The sequence below is a fragment of the Pedobacter sandarakinus genome (assembly GCF_026240095.1).
GTDB classification, from domain to species: domain Bacteria; phylum Bacteroidota; class Bacteroidia; order Sphingobacteriales; family Sphingobacteriaceae; genus Pedobacter; species Pedobacter sandarakinus.
In genome coordinates this window covers 152,365-174,198 of sequence record NZ_JAPIVG010000006.1, presented here as the reverse complement: position 1 = coordinate 174,198, position 21,834 = coordinate 152,365, and the positions used below count along the sequence as shown (strand labels likewise).

18 protein-coding genes are annotated in these 21,834 nt (G+C 38.8%); 10 read left to right on the top strand and 8 right to left on the bottom strand.

Annotated features, from left to right (window positions below; genetic code table 11):
* Entirely contained in the window at positions 1–3,021 is a 3,021-nt protein-coding gene (locus tag OQ268_RS16250; RefSeq protein WP_265857679.1) for an amidohydrolase family protein, read from the bottom strand.
* 111 nt (positions 3,022–3,132) lie between these two features.
* Between OQ268_RS16250 and OQ268_RS16245 the strand changes: the two genes are divergently transcribed.
* Entirely contained in the window at positions 3,133–3,579 is a 447-nt protein-coding gene (locus tag OQ268_RS16245) for a cytochrome B (protein ID WP_265857676.1), read from the top strand.
* Here OQ268_RS16245 and OQ268_RS16240 read toward each other — a convergent pair.
* Positions 3,576–3,788, bottom strand: coding sequence for a helix-turn-helix domain-containing protein (locus tag OQ268_RS16240; RefSeq protein WP_265857675.1), 213 nt, complete (start codon positions 3,786–3,788; stop codon positions 3,576–3,578). The two genes, OQ268_RS16245 and OQ268_RS16240, sit on opposite strands and share 4 nt — an antisense overlap.
* 178 nt (positions 3,789–3,966) lie before the next feature.
* Between OQ268_RS16240 and OQ268_RS16235 the strand changes: the two genes are divergently transcribed.
* The 5 genes from OQ268_RS16235 to OQ268_RS16215 all read left to right on the top strand — a co-directional run bounded on the left by OQ268_RS16235 (position 3,967) and on the right by OQ268_RS16215 (position 9,637).
* Complete coding sequence (locus OQ268_RS16235) at positions 3,967–4,719, top strand: hypothetical protein (protein ID WP_265857673.1); 753 nt, start codon at positions 3,967–3,969, stop codon at positions 4,717–4,719.
* 789 nt (positions 4,720–5,508) lie between these two features.
* Complete coding sequence (locus OQ268_RS16230) at positions 5,509–6,906, top strand: anthranilate synthase component I family protein (protein ID WP_265857671.1); 1,398 nt, start codon at positions 5,509–5,511, stop codon at positions 6,904–6,906.
* A gap of 10 nt (positions 6,907–6,916) precedes the next feature.
* On the top strand, positions 6,917–7,501 hold the full coding sequence (locus tag OQ268_RS16225) for an anthranilate synthase component II (protein ID WP_265857669.1): 585 nt from the start codon (positions 6,917–6,919) through the stop codon (positions 7,499–7,501).
* 74 nt (positions 7,502–7,575) lie between these two features.
* A complete protein-coding gene (trpC, locus tag OQ268_RS16220; protein WP_265857667.1) occupies positions 7,576–8,397 on the top strand; it encodes an indole-3-glycerol phosphate synthase TrpC in 822 nt (273 codons plus the stop codon).
* A gap of 154 nt (positions 8,398–8,551) precedes the next feature.
* Positions 8,552–9,637, top strand: a complete 1,086-nt coding sequence (locus OQ268_RS16215; protein ID WP_265857665.1) for a mechanosensitive ion channel family protein — start codon at positions 8,552–8,554, stop codon at positions 9,635–9,637.
* A gap of 56 nt (positions 9,638–9,693) precedes the next feature.
* Here the strand turns inward: OQ268_RS16215 and OQ268_RS16210 are convergent, their stop codons facing one another.
* Together OQ268_RS16210 and OQ268_RS16205 are read right to left on the bottom strand one after the other, a co-directional pair.
* Positions 9,694–11,967 carry a Tex family protein gene (locus tag OQ268_RS16210; RefSeq protein WP_265857663.1) on the bottom strand — a complete coding sequence of 758 codons (2,274 nt, stop codon included), beginning with the start codon at positions 11,965–11,967 and terminating at the stop codon, positions 9,694–9,696.
* 299 nt (positions 11,968–12,266) lie between these two features.
* Positions 12,267–12,968, bottom strand: a complete 702-nt coding sequence (locus OQ268_RS16205) for an SAM-dependent methyltransferase (protein WP_265857661.1) — start codon at positions 12,966–12,968, stop codon at positions 12,267–12,269.
* Positions 12,969–13,244: 276 nt separating this feature from the next.
* Between OQ268_RS16205 and OQ268_RS16200 the strand changes: the two genes are divergently transcribed.
* Positions 13,245–14,747: a DUF6600 domain-containing protein gene (locus OQ268_RS16200; protein WP_265857659.1), complete on the top strand. Its 1,503-nt coding sequence runs from the start codon at positions 13,245–13,247 to the stop codon at positions 14,745–14,747.
* Between the two features lie 198 nt (positions 14,748–14,945).
* Here the strand turns inward: OQ268_RS16200 and OQ268_RS16195 are convergent, their stop codons facing one another.
* Entirely contained in the window at positions 14,946–15,578 is a 633-nt protein-coding gene (locus OQ268_RS16195) for an HAD family hydrolase (protein ID WP_265857656.1), read from the bottom strand.
* 78 nt (positions 15,579–15,656) lie between these two features.
* Here OQ268_RS16195 and OQ268_RS16190 point away from each other — a divergent pair, with 78 nt between their 5' ends.
* The 3 genes from OQ268_RS16190 to OQ268_RS16180 all read left to right on the top strand — a co-directional run bounded on the left by OQ268_RS16190 (position 15,657) and on the right by OQ268_RS16180 (position 18,104).
* Complete coding sequence (locus OQ268_RS16190) at positions 15,657–15,884, top strand: YtxH domain-containing protein (RefSeq protein WP_265857655.1); 228 nt, start codon at positions 15,657–15,659, stop codon at positions 15,882–15,884.
* Between the two features lie 61 nt (positions 15,885–15,945).
* The gene (locus OQ268_RS16185) at positions 15,946–17,346 is read left to right on the top strand and encodes an MBL fold metallo-hydrolase RNA specificity domain-containing protein (RefSeq protein ID WP_265857654.1); all 1,401 of its coding nucleotides are present in this window, start codon (positions 15,946–15,948) and stop codon (positions 17,344–17,346) included.
* Positions 17,347–17,417: 71 nt separating this feature from the next.
* A complete protein-coding gene (locus OQ268_RS16180) occupies positions 17,418–18,104 on the top strand; it encodes a class I SAM-dependent methyltransferase (RefSeq protein ID WP_265857653.1) in 687 nt (228 codons plus the stop codon).
* A gap of 41 nt (positions 18,105–18,145) precedes the next feature.
* Here OQ268_RS16180 and OQ268_RS16175 read toward each other — a convergent pair whose 3' ends face one another.
* From OQ268_RS16175 to OQ268_RS16165, 3 genes are all read right to left on the bottom strand, one after another.
* On the bottom strand, positions 18,146–19,222 hold the full coding sequence (locus OQ268_RS16175) for a DUF5694 domain-containing protein (protein ID WP_265857651.1): 1,077 nt from the start codon (positions 19,220–19,222) through the stop codon (positions 18,146–18,148).
* Positions 19,223–19,400: 178 nt separating this feature from the next.
* Positions 19,401–20,540 (bottom strand): M28 family metallopeptidase, encoded by a 1,140-nt coding sequence (locus OQ268_RS16170; protein ID WP_265857650.1) that lies wholly within the window; start codon positions 20,538–20,540, stop codon positions 19,401–19,403.
* A gap of 116 nt (positions 20,541–20,656) precedes the next feature.
* A complete protein-coding gene (locus OQ268_RS16165; protein ID WP_265857648.1) occupies positions 20,657–21,823 on the bottom strand; it encodes a PepSY-associated TM helix domain-containing protein in 1,167 nt (388 codons plus the stop codon).
* Positions 21,824–21,834 lie beyond the last annotated feature (11 nt).

Genomic DNA, 21,834 nt, shown 5'->3' with positions numbered 1-21,834 from the left:
TTAGTGTGCATGTTCGTTTTCGGTTAATTCAGCAGAATAATTTTCTAAAGTTTCGCAGTTATACAAACGCGGTGCATCGCCAACTGGTCGTTGGGTACGCCCGCCTTTACTTTTGCTTTCTAACATTTTTTGGATCAAACGGGCTTTTTCTGCCTGTTGGGCTTTAATCATTTGGGCATCTTTTTCTAAGTCCCAGTAAGCTATTCCATCAACAAAAGTTTTTTCGGCTTTTGCATAAATAGAAAGTGGGTTTGCCGACCAAACAACCACATCCGCATCTTTACCTGGTTTTAAACTGCCTACTTTATCATCAATATGCAGCATTATTGCCGGGTTTAAAGTCACAAATTTTAAAGCATCTTCTTCTGGCACATTTCCATACAGTACTGATTTTCCAGCCTCTTGGTTCAGGTGTCTTGCCATTTCAGCATCATCCGAGTTAAAGGCTGTAGTTACGCCTACGTTGTGCATAATTTTTCCATTATAAGGAATGGCCTCTGCTACTTCATTCTTGTAAGCCCACCAATCTGAAAATGTAGAACCTGCAATACCATGAGCTTTCATTTTATCAGCCACTTTATAACCCTCTAAAATATGTGTAAACGTATTAATTTTGAAGCCTAAACTATCTGCAACATGAATAAGCATGTTGATTTCGCTTTGCACATAAGAGTGGCAAGTAATAAAGCGTTTGTTGTTTAATATTTCTACAATTGCATCGAGTTCTAAATCTCTGCGGGTGTTGCTACCCTTTACTTTCATTGCTTTTTCGTATTCTTTGGCACGTGTAAATTCATCCACGAAAGTTTGCTCAACCCCCATGCGTGTTACCGGGAAACGGGCTCCGGTACCGAAGTTACTTTGCTTCACGTTTTCTCCTAATGCAAATTTGATGAATCCATCAGCGCCTGCAAATTTTAGTGCCTCCGGCGATTTGCCCCAACGCAGTTTAATTAATTGCGACTGACCACCAACTGGGTTTGCAGAGCCGTGTAAGATATGAGACGTTGTAACTCCGCCAGCAAGTTGGCGGTAAATGTTTACATCTTCAGAGTTTATAATATCTGCAACACGAACTTCGGCTGAAACAGACTGCGCACCCTCATTAATGCCTCCACTACCTGCTATGTGCGAATGCTCATCAATAATTCCTGCAGTGATATGTTTGCCCGTAGCATCGATAACTTTTGCATTCCCAGCAGCGAGATTTTTACCTACAGCCTTAATTTTTCCGTTCTCTAAAAGCACGTCTGCATTTTGCAGAATTCCATCTTTTTCGTTAGTCCAAACAGTACCATTTCTAAGCAACACCGTTTCTGCTTTCGGCAACTCTGTTGAGCCAAATGCTGTAAACGGGAAGATAATAGGCTCCATTACCAGGCTCGGTTTTGGCTCTTCTCTTTTTGGCATCTCTTTGCTCGCCTCTTTGTAGGTGGCTGTGAATTTGCCGTTACTACCATCTGCCAATGCCGATTCGCCCTTAATTGTTAATGGATTTGAAGAGGTGATGTATCCACTTAACCTAACATCGCCTTTTGGGTTTTTCTTTAGATTAAAATTGATGCTTACCCAATCTCCGTTTCTGGTAAAGGTTGCCGATGTTTTTACACTATCGGCGCCAATACGCTCTATAGCTGCTGTAGACCCGCCGCCGGTTCCTGTGATTTTTAAAATCAAGGCGCCAACACCATCAACATTTAAATTGTAATTTCCACGCACATCGCTCACGTCCATTTTATTTACGATAAAGCGCTTACCCTGTACCCAGTTTTCAAAAATGATATTGCCATTTTTAAACAGATTATCAGCGGAAATTAGAAAATTCGCCACCTTGCCTTTTTCAATTGAGCCTACTTTATCATTGATACCCAGCAATTCGGCAGGGATAGTGGTTATAGATGCTAATGCTTGTTTTTCAGTTAAGCCATTATCAATCGCAGTGCGGATGTTAGTCCAAAAATCGCGACTGTTCTCTAAGCCAAAAGCGGTCAGCGCAAATTTTATCCCGGCTTTCTCTAATGCAGCAGGATTTGTTGGCGCTAGTTCCCAACCTTTCATTTGGGCTAAAGTAACATTTCTGGCTTCGGCCGGGTCTTCTACATCATAAGCTTTAGGGAAAGATAAAGGGATGATCAAGCTTGCACCTGTTGCCTTCACTTCATTAATGCGCTGGTATTCATCACCACCAGATTTGATGATATATTGTTTGCCAAACTCTTTGCCAATTTTATCGGCCCGTAGCACATTTGCCCACCCATCAACCTCGAAAATTTGAGGGATATTTTGTTGTTTGCCAAATTCATCCAAAGAGATATTATATTCATCTTTTTGCTTAATATACCATTGTGCGTCGAAATAGGTTTGACGCAACAATGCAATCGATCCCATTAACGATGTAGGATAATCGTTAGCTGATGTTCCTTTGTTGAAGGAATAGTTTGCAGCGGTCTGGTCTTTGAGAATGATGTTGTTATCACCTCCGTCGTTTAGGGTTACTGCTGCCGAAACACCACGGGCAATACCATCGCGATTAATTACGTTCACACTTCCAAAGCCAACCTTGCGTAAATCATCCGCTTTTTTGCTGTCGGCAGAAAAAATATTTTTTACGAATGTTTCTGGTCTAATGGCCTCATTCCAGCCATACGCACCTTTCTTGGTAGAGACGAAAATAGATTGGCGTTGACCACCAAAACCACGAGTGGCTGTCGGTGTTTCGGGAATACCATAGCTTGTGAAGGCATCAACCAACGATGGATAAATGAATTTACCTTTCAAATCTACCACAACGTAACCCTTAGGTACGGCCAGTCCGGTGCCAACACCTTGTATCGTTTGGCCTTTAATCAAAAGTGTTGCGTTTTTAAGGGTTTGGTTGGCGTTTACTACAATTGTAGCATTTGTAAAGGCAAACATTCCTGGTCGGGTGTCGTAAGAACCATTTACCGGGAAAGTAGTTTGCTGTGCAAATACTAATGCAATAGAAAATACCAGCGCAATGGCGAGTATAATTTTCTTCATAATAAGTTAGGGGTTTATTTTGTTTAAAACTAATATAAATTAGCGTCAGTTGTGCTTAATATCCTATTTTTTACAATTAATCCCTATTTTTGAGCTAAAGAAATTAAAATTATGAATGATATATTAAAGAGTGCCCACTCTGGATGGCGCTATGTTGTTTTTTTATTGCTAATTATAGCTGTTGTAAAGGCATTGTCGGGTTGGTTTGGTACAAAAACGTATACAGAGGGTGATAGAAAGTTAAACGTGTTCGCGTTAATCAGTGCACACATCCAGTTATTGATTGGTTTAGTATTGTATTTTATTGAAGGATGGTATAAACTTAGCAGTGCTGGCGCACCAGCAGTTCGCTATTTTAAAATGGAACACATTAGTATGATGATCGTTGCAATTATCTTAATTACCATTGGCAACGCCAAATCTAAGAAGGCCGTTGATGCAGTTTCGAAACACCGTGCCATATCCGTATTCTTTGGGCTGGCGCTAATTATAATTATTGTTGCGATTTTATTAATGGTTAAAGATGTTCCGGGAAGAAGTTTCTTTGGGATGTCTTAATTAGTCAGCAGATTTGCGGCTGTTGTATCTAAAATGGCCGCAATTTTACAAAGCCTGCCTAGTGACATTTTCTTTACATCACGTTCGTTTCTTGAGTATATATTCTGCGATATACCCAATTCATTAGCCATATACTCCTGGCTATAGCCTTTTTTGAACCTGATTTCTTTAATGCGTTCAGCAATTTTTATAAAATGACTTTCATCCATTATATTTAGTAATTTAAAATTCTTGGGATGAAAGGGAATTGCTAAAGTAAATAATTTTTCTTTTTTTATTATACAATGTTGTGGCTTGAGTTAAACCTTATGTGGTTAATTTAAACCATATATGGTTTGTGGGGTACCTATTTCCGGTTTAAGTTTGGATAACTAATCAAACTAAATTATGAAAAGAGAGAAAATTAATTTCATCCTCTACCCCAAAAATGTTTTATATTTATTTATTGGATTGTTAACAATAGCAAGTGTTTTTTATGCTTGTAAGAAAACCATCAAAGAAAGTAGTTTGCTAGAAGAAAAGTTTACGCTTAGGAGTGAAGCTAAAATCAAAGATTTAAATAAAATTATAGAAAGCAGTTCTTTAAAAAAGTACCTTACAACCACTATTGGTTTGGATTTAGGTACTGCAACTTTGAAAAAGTTAAATGAAACTGACACGTTAGAAATAATTTCAATTTTTTATAAGAATTCTACAGAAAAGGCATTATTTATTATGCATTTCAAGAAGTCAAACAGTTATTTGCCTATGGGATTAGAACACCAACGTGATTTAGTTAGCCAATCTGATAAAATTATTTTATCAGATTATCTGGGGACAATTATAAATATTGAAGAATACAAGGAAAAAAAATTCATTGGCTTTGTAAATAATATTAAGATAAATGAAATTAATTCGGGATTTTCTGGGAGTAGAGAAAAGTGGATGCTAGTTGATCCTAGTGGGAATGGTAGTGAGTCTTGTTATCATTGCATAAATAGAGTGTATCAAGATACCAAGACCAAATGCGAAGCTGATTTCGTTTGTGACATTGGATGTAGTTTTAATCTAGCTTGTAAAGCACTGTTTTTAGCTTCAGCAACAGCGGTTTGTACAAGTGGAGGCTCTATGCCTAGGCCATGTGGAATATTTCAAGATTAAATTATGAAAACTGTATTATATTTATTTATTTTAGCACTTTTTATTTCAAGTGTCGGCATTTTAATGTTTGTTAATGATGGAAACCCAATTGTATCAAGAATCTTAATGGTACTGTCTATTGTTCTTAACATAACCTGGATTTTTCTATTGATAAAGCATTTGGTAAAAAATTAGCTACACACTACATAATGATTGGTAATTACGCTATCTTAACTGTTATAGTTACCATATTATCTCAATATGATTTCTTGCATAGAGCATTAATTACAACTAAGAAAAAATAAAATGGCGAAAAAAAAAATTTAGAACCTGGACAGGGAAGTTTGAGTATTTTTTTAAAATTATCCTGAAAATTAAATTACAAAATTTATGATTAGAACTTTTTTACCAGGCTTAATAATATTTGTACTAAGTTTCATTTGGATGTTTTTTCAAATGCAAGAATATGATAAAGAAAACCGAACAAGGTGGCTAATTTAACTTGCCTTGGTGTATTATTTGTTGCAGGAATATTCTACTTTACGCAGATGATAAATAAAAACATTCAATAATTTCCATTTTTCAAAATTCTTTATATTTTTGTCGCTCATGATCAGCAATATACATACATGGCTTTGGCAAGGTAATTCTAAAAAGGATTGCGCTGGCTGCCTGTGAAAAATATAGTTTACAACCTAAACCTTAAATAAACCTTAAAGCCCGGCGTAGAACCACACGCCGGGTTTTTTATTTTTAAAGAATACGAAATGCAAACCTTAAGCCGTTTAGCTCAAATCATTTATCAATAACATGTTTAGAATTAATACTACCTACAAAAAAATGCTTGCCGATACCACCACGCCTGTGAGTATTTACTTGCGTTTGCGTGATATTTACCCAAATAGCATTTTGTTAGAAAGCTCCGATTATCATAGCCGCGAGAATGCAATGAGTTTTGTATGTGCAGAACCAGTTGCAGGCATCATTTTGAAAGGAAGCCGATTAGAAACTTATTTCCCCGATGGCACTGTGCAAATTAAGGAGAGCAAAAACCTTATTGATGAAATTGCTGATTTTAAAGATCAGTTTAAGGAAACTGAGATTCCAGAAATTAAGTTTATCTCTAGCGGCTTGTTTGGATACTTTACATGGAATGCGGTGCAGCATTTTGAAGATATTCAATTTACTTCAGCAACACCTGCCGGAGAAGAAATTCCAGAAATGCAATACCATTTATACCGCTATTTAATTGCCATTGATCATTTCAAAAATGAAATAACACTCTTCAAGAATAGTTTCGATGGGGAAGAGGAAGGTGGTTTGGAAAAGATGGAATATCTTATTCAGAATAAAAATTATCCAGAATATAAATTCCAGCTTCGCGGTGAAGAGAGTTCTAATTTAACCGACCAGGGTTTTATGGATTTAGTTTCGAAACTGCAAAAACATATCTATCGTGGTGATGTTTTTCAGATTGTGCCATCAAGGGCTTTCAAGCAAGCATTTTCTGGAGATGAGTTTAATGTTTATCGCTGTTTAAGATCAATTAATCCATCTCCATATTTGTTCTATTTTGATTATGGTAATTTCAAGCTGTTTGGTTCATCGCCGGAGGCACAAATTACGATCAAGAATAACACGGCTAACATTTTCCCAATTGCGGGCACTTTTAAACGAAGTGGAAACGATGTGGAGGATGCAGAACAGGCGCAGAAATTAGAGAAAGATCCGAAAGAAAGTGCAGAGCATGTAATGTTGGTAGATTTAGCAAGAAATGATTTAAGCAGGCATTGTAATCGGGTAGAAGTAAAGTCTTTCAAAGAGGTGCAATACTATTCTCATTTAATCCACCTGGTAAGCAAAGTAAGTGGGCATTTGCAAGAGGATGTAAGCGCTTTTAAGGTGGTAGCCGATACCTATCCCGCTGGTACATTAAGCGGGGCACCAAAGTATAAAGCCATGCAGCTTATTGATGAGAACGAAAAGTTAGGGCGGAATTTCTACGCTGGCGCAATTGGATTTATGGGCTTCAACGAAGATTTTAATCACGCCATTATGATTAGAACTTTTATGAGTAAAAACAATGAGCTGCATTATAGGGCGGGGGCTGGAATAGTTGCCGATTCGGTACCTGAGACAGAAATGCAAGAAGTGAATAATAAGATTGCTGCGCTACGTAAGGCATTGCAAATGGCAGAAGGTATTTAGAAGATTTATAATGGAAAACAGAGATAAAAAAACGGTTCTGGTTATTGACAACTATGATAGTTTTACCTACAATTTGGTTCATTTAATAAATGAAGTGGGCTACGAGGCCGTTGTTTGGAGAAACGATAAGTTCGAACTTGCAGATGTTGCCCTATATGACAAAATTTTGCTGTCACCTGGCCCAGGTATACCAGAAGAAGCTGGTTTGCTATTAGACGTGATTAAAACCTACGCACCTACAAAAAGTATATTTGGCGTTTGTTTAGGCCAACAGGCCATTGCAGAGGCTTTTGGTGGAACCTTGTTAAATTTGGGAAGGCCAATGCATGGTATTGCGACACCAGTAACAGTTGTAGATGGAAATGAGCCGTTATTTTGGGAGTGTCCGCAAACTATAAATGTTGGGCGATACCACAGTTGGGTAGTAAGCAAAGAGAATTTTCCATCTTGTTTGAAAATTACTGCACAGGACCACAAGAGTGAAATTATGGCTTTGAGACACGATACATTAGATGTTCGTGGTGTACAATTTCATCCAGAAAGTGTACTTACCGAATTTGGTAAGCAAATGATGGAAAATTGGTTGACAGCCTAGTGGGGATAACACCTAAAACCAACAGCATTCGAAAGAAAACTTAATTTAAAATTTAATAGAAACGATATCAAGATATGAGCGATGGATTTTCAAACGCTACTGTAGCAGGTGAAGGCACTATTTTAGACAAAATAGTGGGGCGTAAAAAAGAGGAGGTTGCAAATGCCAAGCAATTAATTTCTATAGCAGATTTAGAAAAAGCAGTTTATTTTAAAAGAACACCATATTCGTTTAAGGAATTTCTATTGGCCAAAGATCGGACGGGAATAATTGCCGAATTTAAACGAAGATCGCCGTCTAAAGGTTTGATTAACGGCATCGCAGATGTAGCTGAAGTTACCTATGCATACAATCAGGCAGGTGCATCTGCTATTTCGGTACTTACTGATGTCGATTTTTTTGGCGGCAAAACCGATGATTTGCTCGCTGCCAGGGCTGCGAACGATATTCCGTTGTTGCGTAAAGATTTTATGATAGACGAATACCAGATTTTGGAAGCCAAAGCCTGGGGCGCAGACATTATCTTATTAATCGCCGCAATATTAACACCAAAGCAAATTAGCGATTTCGCCAAATTTGCAAAAAACCTTGGTTTAAATGTACTATTGGAGGTGCATGACCAGCAGGAATTGGAGAGAAGTATCTGCCCAGACTTAGATGCCATTGGCGTGAACAATCGAAACCTGGCAGACTTCACTGTTAATATTCAAACTTCATATGATTTGGTAGACCAGATCCCGAATCAATTTCTTAAGATTTCGGAGAGTGCAATCAGCGCACCTCAAACCATTAAAGCACTAAAAGTATCGGGATTTGATGGGTTTTTAATTGGTGAAAATTTTATGAAAACTGAGCATCCTGGGGTTGCTATAAGGGATTTTATAGCAAAGATTTAAGCATTCGCCGTAGATTTGTATGTCGGTTGAGGGCATTTCTTGTTTGACATTGGCACTACTCTACGGCAAATTGTTTTTAGAAAACAATCGCTAAAGCTGGTTGTTAGTTAACTAAGCTGGGTAAATTACCTGGTTAACCAACAAATTTCAGTTTATGCAATACCTCGACCATATCTTCGGTTACCCCATACCTTTATTTGTTAAAAATCTAATCATCGGCTTCGTTGCTGTTATATTTGGTATTTTTATCAAGTTTGTAATTCATAAAACCTTCCTATTGCTTTCCCGCTGGTGGAATTTTGTGGTCATCAAATCAACCATCAAACACCTAAGAGTTCCTGTTGGGATATTTATTCCGCTGCTATTTTTTAATTTTTCATTATCGCTGATGGTGATGTCTGCCTCGGTAAGATTGCCATTAGAAAAAGGTGTTGAAATAGCGCTCACCGCTACTTTTGCCCTTATCCTAATCAGGTTAATAAACGTTTTAGAAGATTTCTTCTATCTTAAATACGATCTCAATAAAGAAAACAACCTAAAGGAACGAAAGATTAGAACCCAACTGCAGTTTGTAAGGAAATTTGTGGTCTCTCTAATTGTACTTATTACTGCCGCAATTATTTTGTTAAGTTTCGAAAGCATGCGAAAAATTGGTGCTGGTCTGTTAACCGGGGTAGGTATTGGGGGTATCATCATTGGTTTCGCGGCTCAAAAATCACTGGGAAATCTCCTGGCTGGCTTTCAAATTGCATTTACTCAGCCCATTCGAATTGATGATGTTATTATCGTAGAAGGGGAATGGGGAAGAGTGGAAGAAATTACACTCACTTATGTAGTGGTTAGTATTTGGGACCAAAGGCGGCTGATATTGCCAATTACCTATTTTATAGAGAAACCGTTTCAAAACTGGACCAGGGTTTCGGCTGAGCTGTTGGGTACAGTTTTTCTTTATATGGATTATACAATCCCTATAGAACCGCTAAGGCAAGAGCTAACACGCTTGTTGCAAAATGATCCCCTTTGGGATGAACGGGTAAATGTGGTACAAGTTACCGATACCAACAAGGACGGATCAATCGAAATTAGGTTTTTAATGAGCGCCAGTAATTCTTCTAAAGCCTTCGATTTGCGCTGCCACGTGCGGGAAGCTATGATTACTTTCATTCAAAATAATTATCCGCAAAGCTTGCCTAAAATGCGAATAGCGCCTGGCGAAAAATTTAACAGCCTTCAGGCCTAACTGCAAATTATCAGGTGCCTTTTGCAAGATAGCTTCCTGCAAAAGGCACCGAAACATTATTTAAACATGCTTTTTAACTTTGCTAGTTTCTCCTGTAAATCACCATCGGCATCTTTCTTTTCGGGTTTGGCTTTAAAGTTAGCGTTAGTTGCTTTTGTTTTAAATTCAGCTTTCGGCCTATCGTCTTTTCTTTCTTTTGTTTTTTCTTCAGTTTTCATGGATAGTGAAATGCGTTTTCTTGATGCATCAACTTCCATTACAGTTACTTCAACTTTTTGATGCACCTTTACCACATCATTTGCGTTGGCTACAAACCTATTGGCAAGCTGGCTGGTGTGTACCAGGCCATCTTGGTGCACACCGATATCTACAAACGCACCAAAATTTGTGATGTTAGTTACGATTCCGGGTAATTTCATTCCGATTCTTAAATCTCCAATTTCATTAACGCCGTCTGTAAAACTAAAGGCTTCAAATTGCGCTCTCGGGTCGCGGCCAGGTTTTGCCAATTCCTTTAAAATATCGTTTAGGGTTGGTAGGCCAATTTCATTGGTAACATATTGCTGCGGTTTAATTTGCTTTTGCAATTGTGGATCTTTTACTAAGCTTGCAACGGTAGTACCCAAATCTGAAGCCATTTTGTTTACCAAAGCATATCGTTCGGGATGCACACCACTAGTGTCCAAAATATTCTCTGCATGGCGGATACGCAAAAATCCCGCGGCTTGCTCATATGCTTTATCGCCCAGGCGAGGTACTTTCTTTAAACTCTCTCGATTTTTAAAGGCACCATTAGCGTTTCTATAGTCTACAATATTTTGCGCCAAAGTTGGGCCCAGTCCTGATACATAGGCAAGAATTTGCTTTGATGCCGTATTTAGTTCTACACCGACGGCATTAACCGCACTCATAACCGTATCATCTAAACTTGCTTGCAGTTTAGTCTGGTCTACATCATGCTGGTACTGGCCAACGCCAATAGATTTTGGATCGATTTTTACCAATTCTGCCAACGGATCCATTAATCGGCGACCGATTGAAACTGCGCCCCTGACCGTAATATCTTGAGTAGGGAATTCTTCTCTCGCAACTTCAGAAGCAGAATAGATCGAGGCGCCACTTTCATTTACCATTACGATGCTAACACCTGGTAGGTTTAAGCCTCTAACAAATGTTTCTGTTTCCCTACCTGCAGTACCATTTCCAATAGCGATAGCTTCAACATTATGTTTCTCGCAAAGCTGTTCTATAGCGAAAGCAGCGTTCTTAACGTTTCCTTGTCCAGTATGAGGATAAATTGCGGTATTTTCTAAAAGTTTGCCTTGTTTATCGAGGCAAACAACCTTGCAGCCGGTACGAAATCCGGGGTCAATTGCCAGCACATTTTTTTGTCCCATTGGTGCAGCTAGCAACAATTGGCGGGCATTCTCTGCAAATACTTTAATGGCTTCTTCGTCGGCTTTTTGTTTGGTTAAAACCCTCAGTTCAGTTTCCATTGCTGGTTCTAACAAGCGTTTGTAACCGTCTGCTAAGGCTTGTTGTACTTGTTTAGCTGCCGCATTGTTGTTGATCATAAATTGGTTTTCTAAAATAGCCAATGCGTGTTCTGCTGGTGGTATGGCATCTAAACGTAGAATTAGTTCTTTTTCGCCGCGGCGCATGGCAAGTACGCGATGCGATGCAGCAGACTTTACCGGCTCGGTCCAGTCGAAATAATCTTTGTATTTGATGCCTTCCTCTTCCTTTCCCTTGATAACTTCAGATTTGAAAATGGCTTTTTCCTGAAAATACAGGCGCATCTTGGTCCGTGCTTCGGTGTTCTCAGAAATCATCTCCGCAATGATGTCTCTGGCGCCAGCTAGGGCTTCTTCAACTGAGTTTACACCTTTCTCTGCATCAATATACTTATCTCCTTCGATGAAGAGATCGATGTTTTTTTGATCAAATATTTGTAAAGCTAAAGGTTCCAAGCCCTTTTCTTTTGCTACCGATGCACGGGTTTTACGTTTAGGTTTAAATGGAAGGTAAATATCTTCCAGCAATGCGATGGTTTCGGCCTCATTAAATTGTTTTTCCAACTCGGGTGTTAATTTCCCGAGATCAGTCATTGATTTTAAAATGGCCTCACGGCGTTTATCTAAGTCGCGTAATTGGAGCACACGGTCTCTAATTGCGGCAACTTCAACTTCATCTAAACTTCCAGTTGCCTCTTTCCGGTAACGAGAAATGAAAGGTACAGTAGCACCTTCATCTAATAAATTTACGGTTGCGGTAACCTGCTTTTCTGCAATTTTTAATGCTGCAGAAATGATCTTATGGTGGGCTAGCATATTAAATTATTCAATTTTAAAGGAAGCAAAGCTAATCAGGATTTGTGAAATTAAAAGGCTTTGGAAACCAAGTTTTCCACTAAAAATTGTGGGGAAATACTTCGCCTGCTTTGCTGATTTTATAAGTCATCTTCAGTTAAAATAATCATGCTTGTAGCGGAAATTTGCTGAAATAAGCAATTGTTATCTCGATGATAGGCCTAACTTAATGTGGAAAGCGTTATTAAATACAAAATGGAAAGCAACCCTCGGCGGTATAAAAATATACTAACCGGACAACTTAATAGCTTACCTTAAAGCTAGTACAATAAGAAAATAGTCGGTTTCTTATGTAGGTCTATTTCTTCCTTTCGCCAATTATATACGCTCTGTGTTTTGATAAATTCATCTTCACTAGTTAAGTTACAGGCCACACAAACTTGCGTATTGGGTTTGCAGCTTTTTAAAACTTCTTCAAAAAGCTGGTTGTTGCGAAAGGGTGTTTCAATAAATATTTGCGTTTGCTTATACCTGCTGGCAGATAAATCCAGATCCTTGATTCGTTTTGTACGTTGTTCTTTATCTATGGGTAAATATCCCCAGAAAGCAAAACTTTGTCCATTAAATCCAGAAGCCATTAATGCCAATAGAATAGAACTTGGACCTACTAGCGGAACCACCTTAATTCCACGTTTATGGGCCTCTGCAACAATATCGGCACCTGGATCTGCAATACCCGGACAACCAGCTTCACTCATTAACCCAACATCTTTACCTTGGCCTAACTCTACAAAAAATTGACCTAAATCGGTACGGTTATGCTTTCCATAGTCATGTACTATTAAGTCTTTCTGTGGCGTTTTTAAGCCAGCCTCTTTCAAAAATCTACGGGCAGTTTTACTATTCTCAACGATATAGGTATCAATCTGGTTAATAGTATCTACCAAGTATGGTGTAAAAGTCTTGTGTGCTACCTCTTCAGCCAAGGGAACAGGGATAAGGTATAATGTGCCATTTTGCATCCTGCAAAAATACTAGAATAAATAGAACTTAAGTTTTAAAGTTCTTATAACATTCGATATAATCTTTTTTCTAATCACTGGTGTAGCAAATTTTATTTCCCACTGACTCCTTTTCTGCACAATTAAAACCCGTTTAAAACGTTAATAAATAGTTAAATAGGCCTAAAAATGCAAGATTTGGCATTATTGTTAGAAACTATGCAAGCATATTAAACCTTTAAAAATTTTGGTGCTCTAATTGATACACACACACTAGGTTATTAAATAAACACACAAATGAAAACACTGAAAAAATCGGCAATTGTGCTGGGGCTTTTTGCGCTCCTTGCCGGAACCACAACTGTAGTCGGGGCACAAGACTACCAAAACGATTACCAGGACGATGGTTACAGTACCGGTAACGTTTCTTTACAAACTTTCTACGATGAACTATCCCCTTACGGAACGTGGATTCAAGATCCGCAATATGGGTACGTTTGGCGTCCAGATGTAAACCAGGGCGAATTTCGTCCATATTACACTAACGGAAGATGGGCAATGACAGAGTATGGAAATACCTGGGTATCTAATTACGATTGGGGATGGGCACCATTTCATTATGGTAGGTGGGTAATTAACAGTTACCGCCAGTGGATTTGGTTGCCAGATACCAACTGGGGTCCAGCTTGGGTAGATTGGAGAAGTGGAGATGGATATTACGGTTGGGCACCAATGGCGCCAGCAATTAGCATTAATTTAAGTTTCGGCCGCAGGTATGTAGTGCCAGAGTTTTGCTGGAATTTTATACCTCAACGAAGCATTTATTTCAACAGTTTTCCGAGATACGATTATAGAAGGAATAATGTTTATATCCGAAATACTACCATCATCAACAATACCTATGTTTACAATAAAAGGAGTTATTACGGTGGACCACGAATTGACGATATCAGACGGGCAACGAATCGGGATGTAACCGTATATCGGTATGCACAAAGTAGCAGGCCAGGTGCAAGTCGCGTCGGTGGACGAGAAGTATCTATATACAGACCTAGACCAGAACGTAACCAGGTAGACAATCGTAGCGCAGCGCCACGGAAATTTGAACAAGGAAATTCTGGTATCAGCAGAGGTGGAAGAAGTGAGGGATACGCTAACAGAGATCAGCGGGGAAGTGTTGGCTCATCTGCAAACACAAATGACAACCGTTACGGATCAAGAACTGAAAACCGTACAGGGCAAGCAAGATCAGAAGGAAATGTGAGCAGGGACAACAACCAGCAAAGCCGTGGCGATGTATATAATAGAAACAACAACGACAGGGCTAGCCGTGGGAACACTAATGGTATAAACGGAAACCCAACTGAGGCTGATAGAAGCCAGGATCAACAACGTGCGCAACGTGCTGAGCAAATGCAGCAGCAACGTAGCCAACAGACAGATCAGCAAAGGGCGCAGATGGAGCAACAACGTACGCAACGTGCTGAACAAATGCAACAGCAACGTAGCCAACAGGCGCAACAACAGCAACAAGAACGTGCGCAAAGAGATGCGCAAGCGCAACAGCAAAGAGCCCAACAACAGCAACAAGAACGTGCGCAAAGAGATGCGCAAGCGCAACAGCAAAGGGCCCAACAACAGCAACAAGAACGAGCGCAAAGAGATGCACAAGCGCAACAGCAAAGATCACAGCAACAAATGCAACAACGATCAGAGCAAAGAAGAACAGAGTCTGCCCCACCACAGCAAAGAGGTGGGGGCGCTGAAAGTGGAAGACCATCCAGAGGTGGTAGAGGATAAATAAAAAGAGGCTGTGTCGAAAGTAATTTCTACAAAGAAATTACTGGATTTAATTTTGGAGATTGTTCGCTAAGCTTGTCTATAGCATTAAGGTTGTAGACCAGCTCAAACAGACAAAAATTTCGAAAATAGTGATCGACTATTTTTGGAAAGCCCATCTTCGAAATTAAAATTCAACTGATGATGCAGCCTCTTTCTTTATATATTAGCCTGGCCCGCAGCATTGGCTAATTTGCGCAGATTTATACCACGGTAAGTGGTTTCGGAAGCAAGGTGTAGCTCATCCGGATCTAGAAGAAATGTTTCAATACCAAGTTCAAGTCCAAATTTGATTTCACTATCCGCATCATCACCAATAATTAAAATTTCTTCCCTATTAAGGTTGTATTTCGCTATTAGCGATATGAAAGCAGCTTTCTTATCTGATGCGGTAACATCTACAACCACAACTTCTTCAAAATCATCGGCTATGCCAAGCATTTTTACTTTCGACCTTTGTTGTTTGGGAAATCCAGCCGTTACAATAAATTTACGTCCTTCCAATGCTTTTATGTACTGATAATCTTCGCTGGAAATTAAGGGTTTTGTTACTTCTCGATTAGCGAGATATTCTACTGCACGCTCAACAGCTTCAGCTTTGAAGCCATATTTTTCTGCTAGCTTCAAGAACGGGATACGTAGCATCTCTTTTTTCGCTTTCTCATAATCCTCTTCCGAAATACCTAGATCCAAATCATCTAGCAGGGCGTATAGATCGTCCATTAATATGTTTGCATTAGGCTTTGTAAAATAAATCGTATTGTCTAAATCAATAAAGAAAATGCTTTTCATGGTTATTAAGAATTGGTTTATTAAAAAAATTAAAACACCTGTTGGTGAAATATGTTTAAATACTAAAGAACGAAGATCATGAAAAAAGAAACAAAAATTATAGTGGGCGTTTTAGCCGGAGCAGCATTAGGAGCAACCATCGCATTAGCATTATCGTCTGATTCAAATAGTGAATTAAAAGGTAAGTTTTCTGATTTTTTTGCTGATCTATTAGATGCATCTAAAGATAAGTTAGCTGGATTAAAAGATAAGGCAGCCGACGCAGCTGAGAAAGTTAAAGATAAAATCGCTGAAGTAAAAGCATAAAAGAATTGGAAATGCCGGAAATATCCGGCATTTTTATTTCTTTATAGCTAACCATACTTCAATGAAAATTGCTTTTCACGGTGCAGCCCGTACTGTTACGGGTAGTAAGCACCTTATTACGCTTAACAATAATAAACAAATACTCTTAGATTGCGGCCTTTTTCAAGGCATGGGTTACGTTACCGATAAACTGAATGAATATTTTGGTTTTGATCCTAAAGCAATAACTTACCTAATCCTATCTCATGCCCACATCGATCATTGTGGGTTATTGCCAAAACTTGTTGCCGATGGTTTCGAAGGCACCATCTTTTGCTCCGCTCCAACTATGGATTTGGCTCGTATCCTCATGCTCGATTCTGCTAAAATTCAGCTGCAAGATGCGGAATTTTCCAACCGGCATGTTGGTGAGGGGGAGGAAATGGAAGAAGCGCTATACACTGAAGATGATGTTATAAAAACACTTAGCCAGATGAAGATTGTTGATTATGAACAGGATTCTATAGTAGATGAGCACATCACGCTCCGATTTACTGATGCTGGACATATCTTAGGCAGTGCTGCAGTTCATCTCACGATTACAGAAGATGGGAAATCTACCAGAATTACTTTCTCTGGAGATGTTGGTCGCTATGGAGATCTCTTGCTAAAAAGTCCGCAACAGTTTTCCCAAGCCGATTACATTTTGATGGAATCTACGTATGGTGATTCACTTCATAAAGACCTAGATCCAATTGAAGATTTATTGTTTGAAATCATCAACAACACCTGCATAGTTAAAAAGGGTAAAATAATAATCCCGGCTTTCGCCGTTGGCCGTACGCAAGAGTTACTCTTTGCCTTGAATGGTTTAGAGTTGAAAGGAAAGTTACCAAACGTACCTTATTATGTTGATAGTCCGCTATCATCTAAAGCCACTGAAGTTCTAAAAAATCATCCTGAAGTTTACAACAATGGGGTAAAGCAGGTGCTGAAGGTAGATCATGATATTTTTGGATTTAAGGGTTTACGTTTTATCGAAAGCGTTGAAGAGTCTAAGGCTTTAAACGATGATCCTAGACCATGTGTAATTATTTCTGCCTCTGGCATGGCCGATGCTGGCAGGGTGAAACATCACATCAGAAATAATATTGGTAATGCTAAGAATACTATATTAATGGTAGGCTATTGCGATCCAGATTCGCTTGGCGGACAATTGATCGCCGGAAAAAAAGTGGTTGACATTTTTAGGGACAAGTATGAGGTTAAGGCAGAAGTCAGATCAATTAAATCGATGAGTGCACATGGTGATTATGAAGACTTACTTCAATTCTTATCCTGCCAGGATCCGGAGAAGGTAAAGCGCTTGTTCCTGGTTCATGGGGAATATGATGTGCAACAGAACTTTGCTACGCGATTAAAGAATACTGGTTTCAAAAATGTAGCTATACCAGAGTACCACCAGGAGTTTGAACTGGAATAGGGAAACAGCAGCTCAATAAAATAACGAAAATCATAGCTTAGCGTTTCAACTCTCATCATTATCTTTGCGGCATGGATGTTTTTGGGAAAGCCCTTACTGATATTTACAATACTGGCGATGCCGAGCCACTATTCTTACATAATTCTTATGGCGAGCCCGAAGAAATGCCTTTAGCTTTTTTCTTTAGGGATGATGAAGATATGCCCATGCTAGAATTGCAAGCTTTACACATGTGTACCGGTAAAGTTTTAGATGTAGGGGCAGGTGTGGGCAGTCATGCCTTGTTGTTGCAGGCATTTAATATTGATGTTACCGCCATTGATGTTTCTGAAGCTGCTGTAGAGATCATGAAAAAAAGAGGTGTTAAAAAGGCCTTTTTGCAAGATGTTTTCACTTACAGAGAAACGTTCGATACCATTTTGATGTTGATGAATGGAATTGGCTTAACAGGCACTTTAGCAGGTTTCCAGCATTTTTTGTTGGAGATAAAATCCCTGTTAAATCCAGGTGGGCAACTAATTTTTGATTCCTCTGATATTTCTTACCTCTATGAAGATATGCCAAAACCTCAAAACCAGTATTTTGGAGAGGTTTGCTACCAATATGAATACAAGGGAGAGAAAGGGAATTGGTTTAATTGGGTTTACCTCGATGAAGATACAATTAAAAGTGTGGCAGCAAGCACCGGGTGGAATTGCGAAATGATATCTGATGACGGGCAAGATCAGTATTTAGTTAAGCTCACATTAAAAGTATGAGAAAACCGCTGGAAACTTATCCAGCGGTTTTCTTTTAAGCGCTATTGCAATTCGCTTAGTTTGATGATCTTGACGTCTGCATTCTTAGCCAAAATTTCTTCCATAATCATTTTATGAGAGCCACCAACACCAACTATAATTCGCTTTGCTTTTTGTGCTTTTGCTTGCGCGATGATGTTTTTGCACATCCCCTCGTTCCGCAAGGTCCAATATTTTATCATCTCTTTGATAGAGGCGGAGGGCATTCCCGGATAATCCGCAAACTGACGACCGCCATATAAATTCCAAACTTCGTCGAGTTTTCCATAGCGGATATCGTTGATCGCACCGTAAGGGTTTTCACTAAATTGTTTCTCATCATCTGGAGAAGTCCGGGTAAAATCTGCAATTGCCTTTAAAGTTTTAGCTTCCGGAGAAGTGCTGTCTGCCTGAGCCTTTTTTTCCATTACTTTATATAGCGAGTCAGTTCTGCCCCACGCAATACCCCATGGTTTATCATAGGTTTGATTATCCATTGGATATATGATGTTTTGCTTTAATTGGTATGCCAATGGAAAAAAAACCTTATTGTACTCGCTGTTTGGTCTGAAAAGGTTATTCTTCTTTAGCGAATCTATGCCTCCAAACATTTTTGCATAAGTGGCTTTTTCTTCTTTGCCAAACTTATCTTTCATATATTCTTCCAGAATGAATATCTGATATTCTGCGTTTGCTCTATCCCAATTTTTTAGATAGGCAGTAGCCAGTTGCATTCTGGTTTGATGGTAGTAAGCAAAATCAGAAAGTAATTTTTGATCTCTTTGGATTTGCTTTGGCAGGTTCTTGCTTGTTGCTGGATTTAACTGGTTGATATAATCTAGTCTCTTCTTAAACAGCGCCTTTGCCCAATTGCTATCAGGAAGATTGTGATAGTCGCTCGGCGAGAGGTATTCGCCAAAAATCATATCAGGTTTAAAATTTTTAAGCTGATCAATAAGCAATGTGAAGTTTTGATTTGATTTGCCATTGTTGTGATTGGATCCGACTACCAAAATTTCGATTTGGTTTTGAGCATTTACGTTCACGGCTACGCTAAAGATCATTAATAAGGCAAGGGTAATTTTTTGTATCGTTTTCATCTTAAATGGTTTTCTTTTTTGTTTATCCAAAGATGAAGAACAACCACTTTCAAGACTATTTATTTATCCCAACATAACAAAATATTATCCCAAATTTATAATTCCATTATTTACTATTCATACCATAAAAGCAATGTTTGATATAAACATTTAAGGATTTTATCCTAGCTTTTGATTCCTATTTCATCATTTGGCGATTGAAATCAACTAGAAGTTTAAAAAGATCATGGTATTCGGATAGTGGTAGAGTAGCAGAACGATCGAAAACATCATGGTAGAATGCTGGGCCACCCTGGGTGTAGATAAAAAACGCCGGAACTCCAGCTTCAGTAAAAAAATAATGATCGCTATTTGCCGCTTTTCCCCTTGCATTAATTTTAAGGATAAGGTGTTTTTGGTCGTTAATTTCATTTAATAATGCAAACGCTTTCGGGTAAACACTCGCATTAACAACTGTCATTCCACTTTCGCCAGTTCCTACCAAATCGAGGTTAAGTAAAAACCTAATGTTAGACAAGGGAACCATGGGATTTTCTACAAAAAATCTAGAACCCACCAAGCCAGCCTCTTCGGCACCAAAGCAGATGAAGCCAATGGAATAATTTGGCGGGTTTTTAATATAATATTTAGCTAAGCTTAGTAGCATGGCTACACCAGCTGCATTATCATTAGCTCCCGGGAAATAAGTGTTTTCTCCCATGCCCCCTAAATGGTCGTAATGTGCCGTAATTAGCAACACCGAATCTGGATATTGGGTGCCCTTAACCATTCCAACTACATTGTAGGCCTTGAAGTTTTCGATCGGCTTATTTTCAATATCTACACTTATGGTAGTTGGCACTTCTTTAACACTTTTTCGACTTATATCAATGATGGTGTTTTTCGAAACTTCCGAAGCAACAGACCATGTCAGTTTATCTTTCATGGTAACTTTTAAACTCGGTGTTGCCTGGTAATTAAGGCTATCTATTTTTTTCAAAAGTGCAGTTACCTTTAAAGTTGGGCTTTCATTGTTAACGATATAATCCACTCCCGGAATTAATGTTTTGCCATTAATGTTCACGCTCATTCTGCCAGGAAAGGTGTTTACAGGCATAGTAAATTCTTGAAAGTAGCTCTGGTTTATGGGAGTAAGTCCAATTTTTCGGTATTCCTTCCCTATAAATTCAGCGGCCTTTTTCATTCCATCTTTAGTGTAGCCACGTCCCCAAAATTGCTTTGCAGTTAGGGTATTTATGGTTTTGCGAACATAAACAGAATCCTGGGCGGTACTATTAAAGGCATAAATGATCAGGAATATGCAGAAAAGTATTTTCATGTAAGGTGATTTAATCTGACTAAGATGTTAAAACTACAAAAAAAGGCCGAAGGTTATCAAAACCATCAGCCATTTACAAAAAACTAACCAAGACCTTTTTTAACTTTTATAGACAGTTAGGTTTTAATGCCATTTGCAGACTTGCTTTTGCGTTTCTTTTTGGTTCTTCCTATCCAGATGAGCACACCTGTAATGGGCATACTTGCAGCCACCAAACTTGCCAGAAAGGCAATAACTTTTCCGGCAATTCCGCCGACTGCCCCCACATGTATATCATAATTCATCCTCATGATTTTATCGGCAAGTTTTGCATTTTTAAACTTTCCAAAAACATGATTGACCTCGATCTCTTTTAAGGTATGTTGATCGAAATATCTATAATCTGATTTCCAGTAGGTATCGGGATCGGGATTTTTAGCCACCTCAATTGATGCCTTTGCATCTTCGGGTACATGAACATCTATACTACCTTTAAAAGCAGGATCTGCAACCAGGTAATTATTCCATATAATATCCGCTGCGGTAGCATTCAATTTCAAACCATTTTTTGTCGTGTCAGAATAGGTCTCGGTAAATGGTACCAATGATTTTCCACCAGAACCAACAAAGTAAACGGAATTTGCAAACCATTGAAATCCCATTACCATACCAGAAAGGGCAATAAAGATGATAATCCAGGTGATGTAAAATCCCATCACATTGTGAAAGTCATAGTTCACCCTGCGCCATTTTGCATTCCATTTAATGGAGAATCTTTGTTTTGATGCTGCCTTACTTTTTGGCCACCATAAAATGAGACCAGAAATCAGCAAAATCACAAACAAAAGCGTGGCAGTAGTTAAAATAGGTTGTCCAATGGCTGGCGGTAACCACAGATAATAGTGGCCGAGAATTACAATTCTAAAAAAATCGTCATTCATATTTTTCACCTTGATAACCTCGCCACTGTATTGGTTTACAAAAACAATGTAGTAGTATTCAGGGTCGAAGTTATAGTAGACTACTTGCGCTGCTTTTCCTGGTTGATAGGTAACGCTATGCGCATGTTTGTTTGGCAATGCTTCATCTGCAATCTCTTTTAATTTCGTGGGGGGTAATAATGGCTTATTGATAGCGGTTAAGTTTCGATAAGGTTGGGTAACATTTTCAATCTCTTTTTCGAAAGCTAAAATGCAACCCGTTATCCCTAAAAAGCATACCAGCAGTCCTGAAGCAAGCCCAAGCCACAGGTGGATTCTGCCGATCCAATATTTAATACCCTTATTTTTTTTCTTATCAATCATCCAGAATGGGA

What these genes read in the sequence shown, in the direction of transcription:
- OQ268_RS16250 (WP_265857679.1), bottom strand. Translation starts at nt 3,021, where the DNA reads ATGAAGAAAATTATACTCGCCATTGCGCTGGTATTTTCTATTGCATTA.
- OQ268_RS16245 (WP_265857676.1), top strand. Translation starts at nt 3,133, where the DNA reads ATGAATGATATATTAAAGAGTGCCCACTCTGGATGGCGCTATGTTGTT.
- OQ268_RS16240 (WP_265857675.1), bottom strand. Translation starts at nt 3,788, where the DNA reads ATGGATGAAAGTCATTTTATAAAAATTGCTGAACGCATTAAAGAAATC.
- OQ268_RS16235 (WP_265857673.1), top strand. Translation starts at nt 3,967, where the DNA reads ATGAAAAGAGAGAAAATTAATTTCATCCTCTACCCCAAAAATGTTTTA.
- OQ268_RS16230 (WP_265857671.1), top strand. Translation starts at nt 5,509, where the DNA reads ATGTTTAGAATTAATACTACCTACAAAAAAATGCTTGCCGATACCACC.
- OQ268_RS16225 (WP_265857669.1), top strand. Translation starts at nt 6,917, where the DNA reads ATGGAAAACAGAGATAAAAAAACGGTTCTGGTTATTGACAACTATGAT.
- trpC (WP_265857667.1), top strand. Translation starts at nt 7,576, where the DNA reads ATGAGCGATGGATTTTCAAACGCTACTGTAGCAGGTGAAGGCACTATT.
- OQ268_RS16215 (WP_265857665.1), top strand. Translation starts at nt 8,552, where the DNA reads ATGCAATACCTCGACCATATCTTCGGTTACCCCATACCTTTATTTGTT.
- OQ268_RS16210 (WP_265857663.1), bottom strand. Translation starts at nt 11,967, where the DNA reads ATGCTAGCCCACCATAAGATCATTTCTGCAGCATTAAAAATTGCAGAA.
- OQ268_RS16205 (WP_265857661.1), bottom strand. Translation starts at nt 12,968, where the DNA reads ATGCAAAATGGCACATTATACCTTATCCCTGTTCCCTTGGCTGAAGAG.
- OQ268_RS16200 (WP_265857659.1), top strand. Translation starts at nt 13,245, where the DNA reads ATGAAAACACTGAAAAAATCGGCAATTGTGCTGGGGCTTTTTGCGCTC.
- OQ268_RS16195 (WP_265857656.1), bottom strand. Translation starts at nt 15,578, where the DNA reads ATGAAAAGCATTTTCTTTATTGATTTAGACAATACGATTTATTTTACA.
- OQ268_RS16190 (WP_265857655.1), top strand. Translation starts at nt 15,657, where the DNA reads ATGAAAAAAGAAACAAAAATTATAGTGGGCGTTTTAGCCGGAGCAGCA.
- OQ268_RS16185 (WP_265857654.1), top strand. Translation starts at nt 15,946, where the DNA reads ATGAAAATTGCTTTTCACGGTGCAGCCCGTACTGTTACGGGTAGTAAG.
- OQ268_RS16180 (WP_265857653.1), top strand. Translation starts at nt 17,418, where the DNA reads ATGGATGTTTTTGGGAAAGCCCTTACTGATATTTACAATACTGGCGAT.
- OQ268_RS16175 (WP_265857651.1), bottom strand. Translation starts at nt 19,222, where the DNA reads ATGAAAACGATACAAAAAATTACCCTTGCCTTATTAATGATCTTTAGC.
- OQ268_RS16170 (WP_265857650.1), bottom strand. Translation starts at nt 20,540, where the DNA reads ATGAAAATACTTTTCTGCATATTCCTGATCATTTATGCCTTTAATAGT.
- OQ268_RS16165 (WP_265857648.1), bottom strand. Translation starts at nt 21,823, where the DNA reads ATGATTGATAAGAAAAAAAATAAGGGTATTAAATATTGGATCGGCAGA.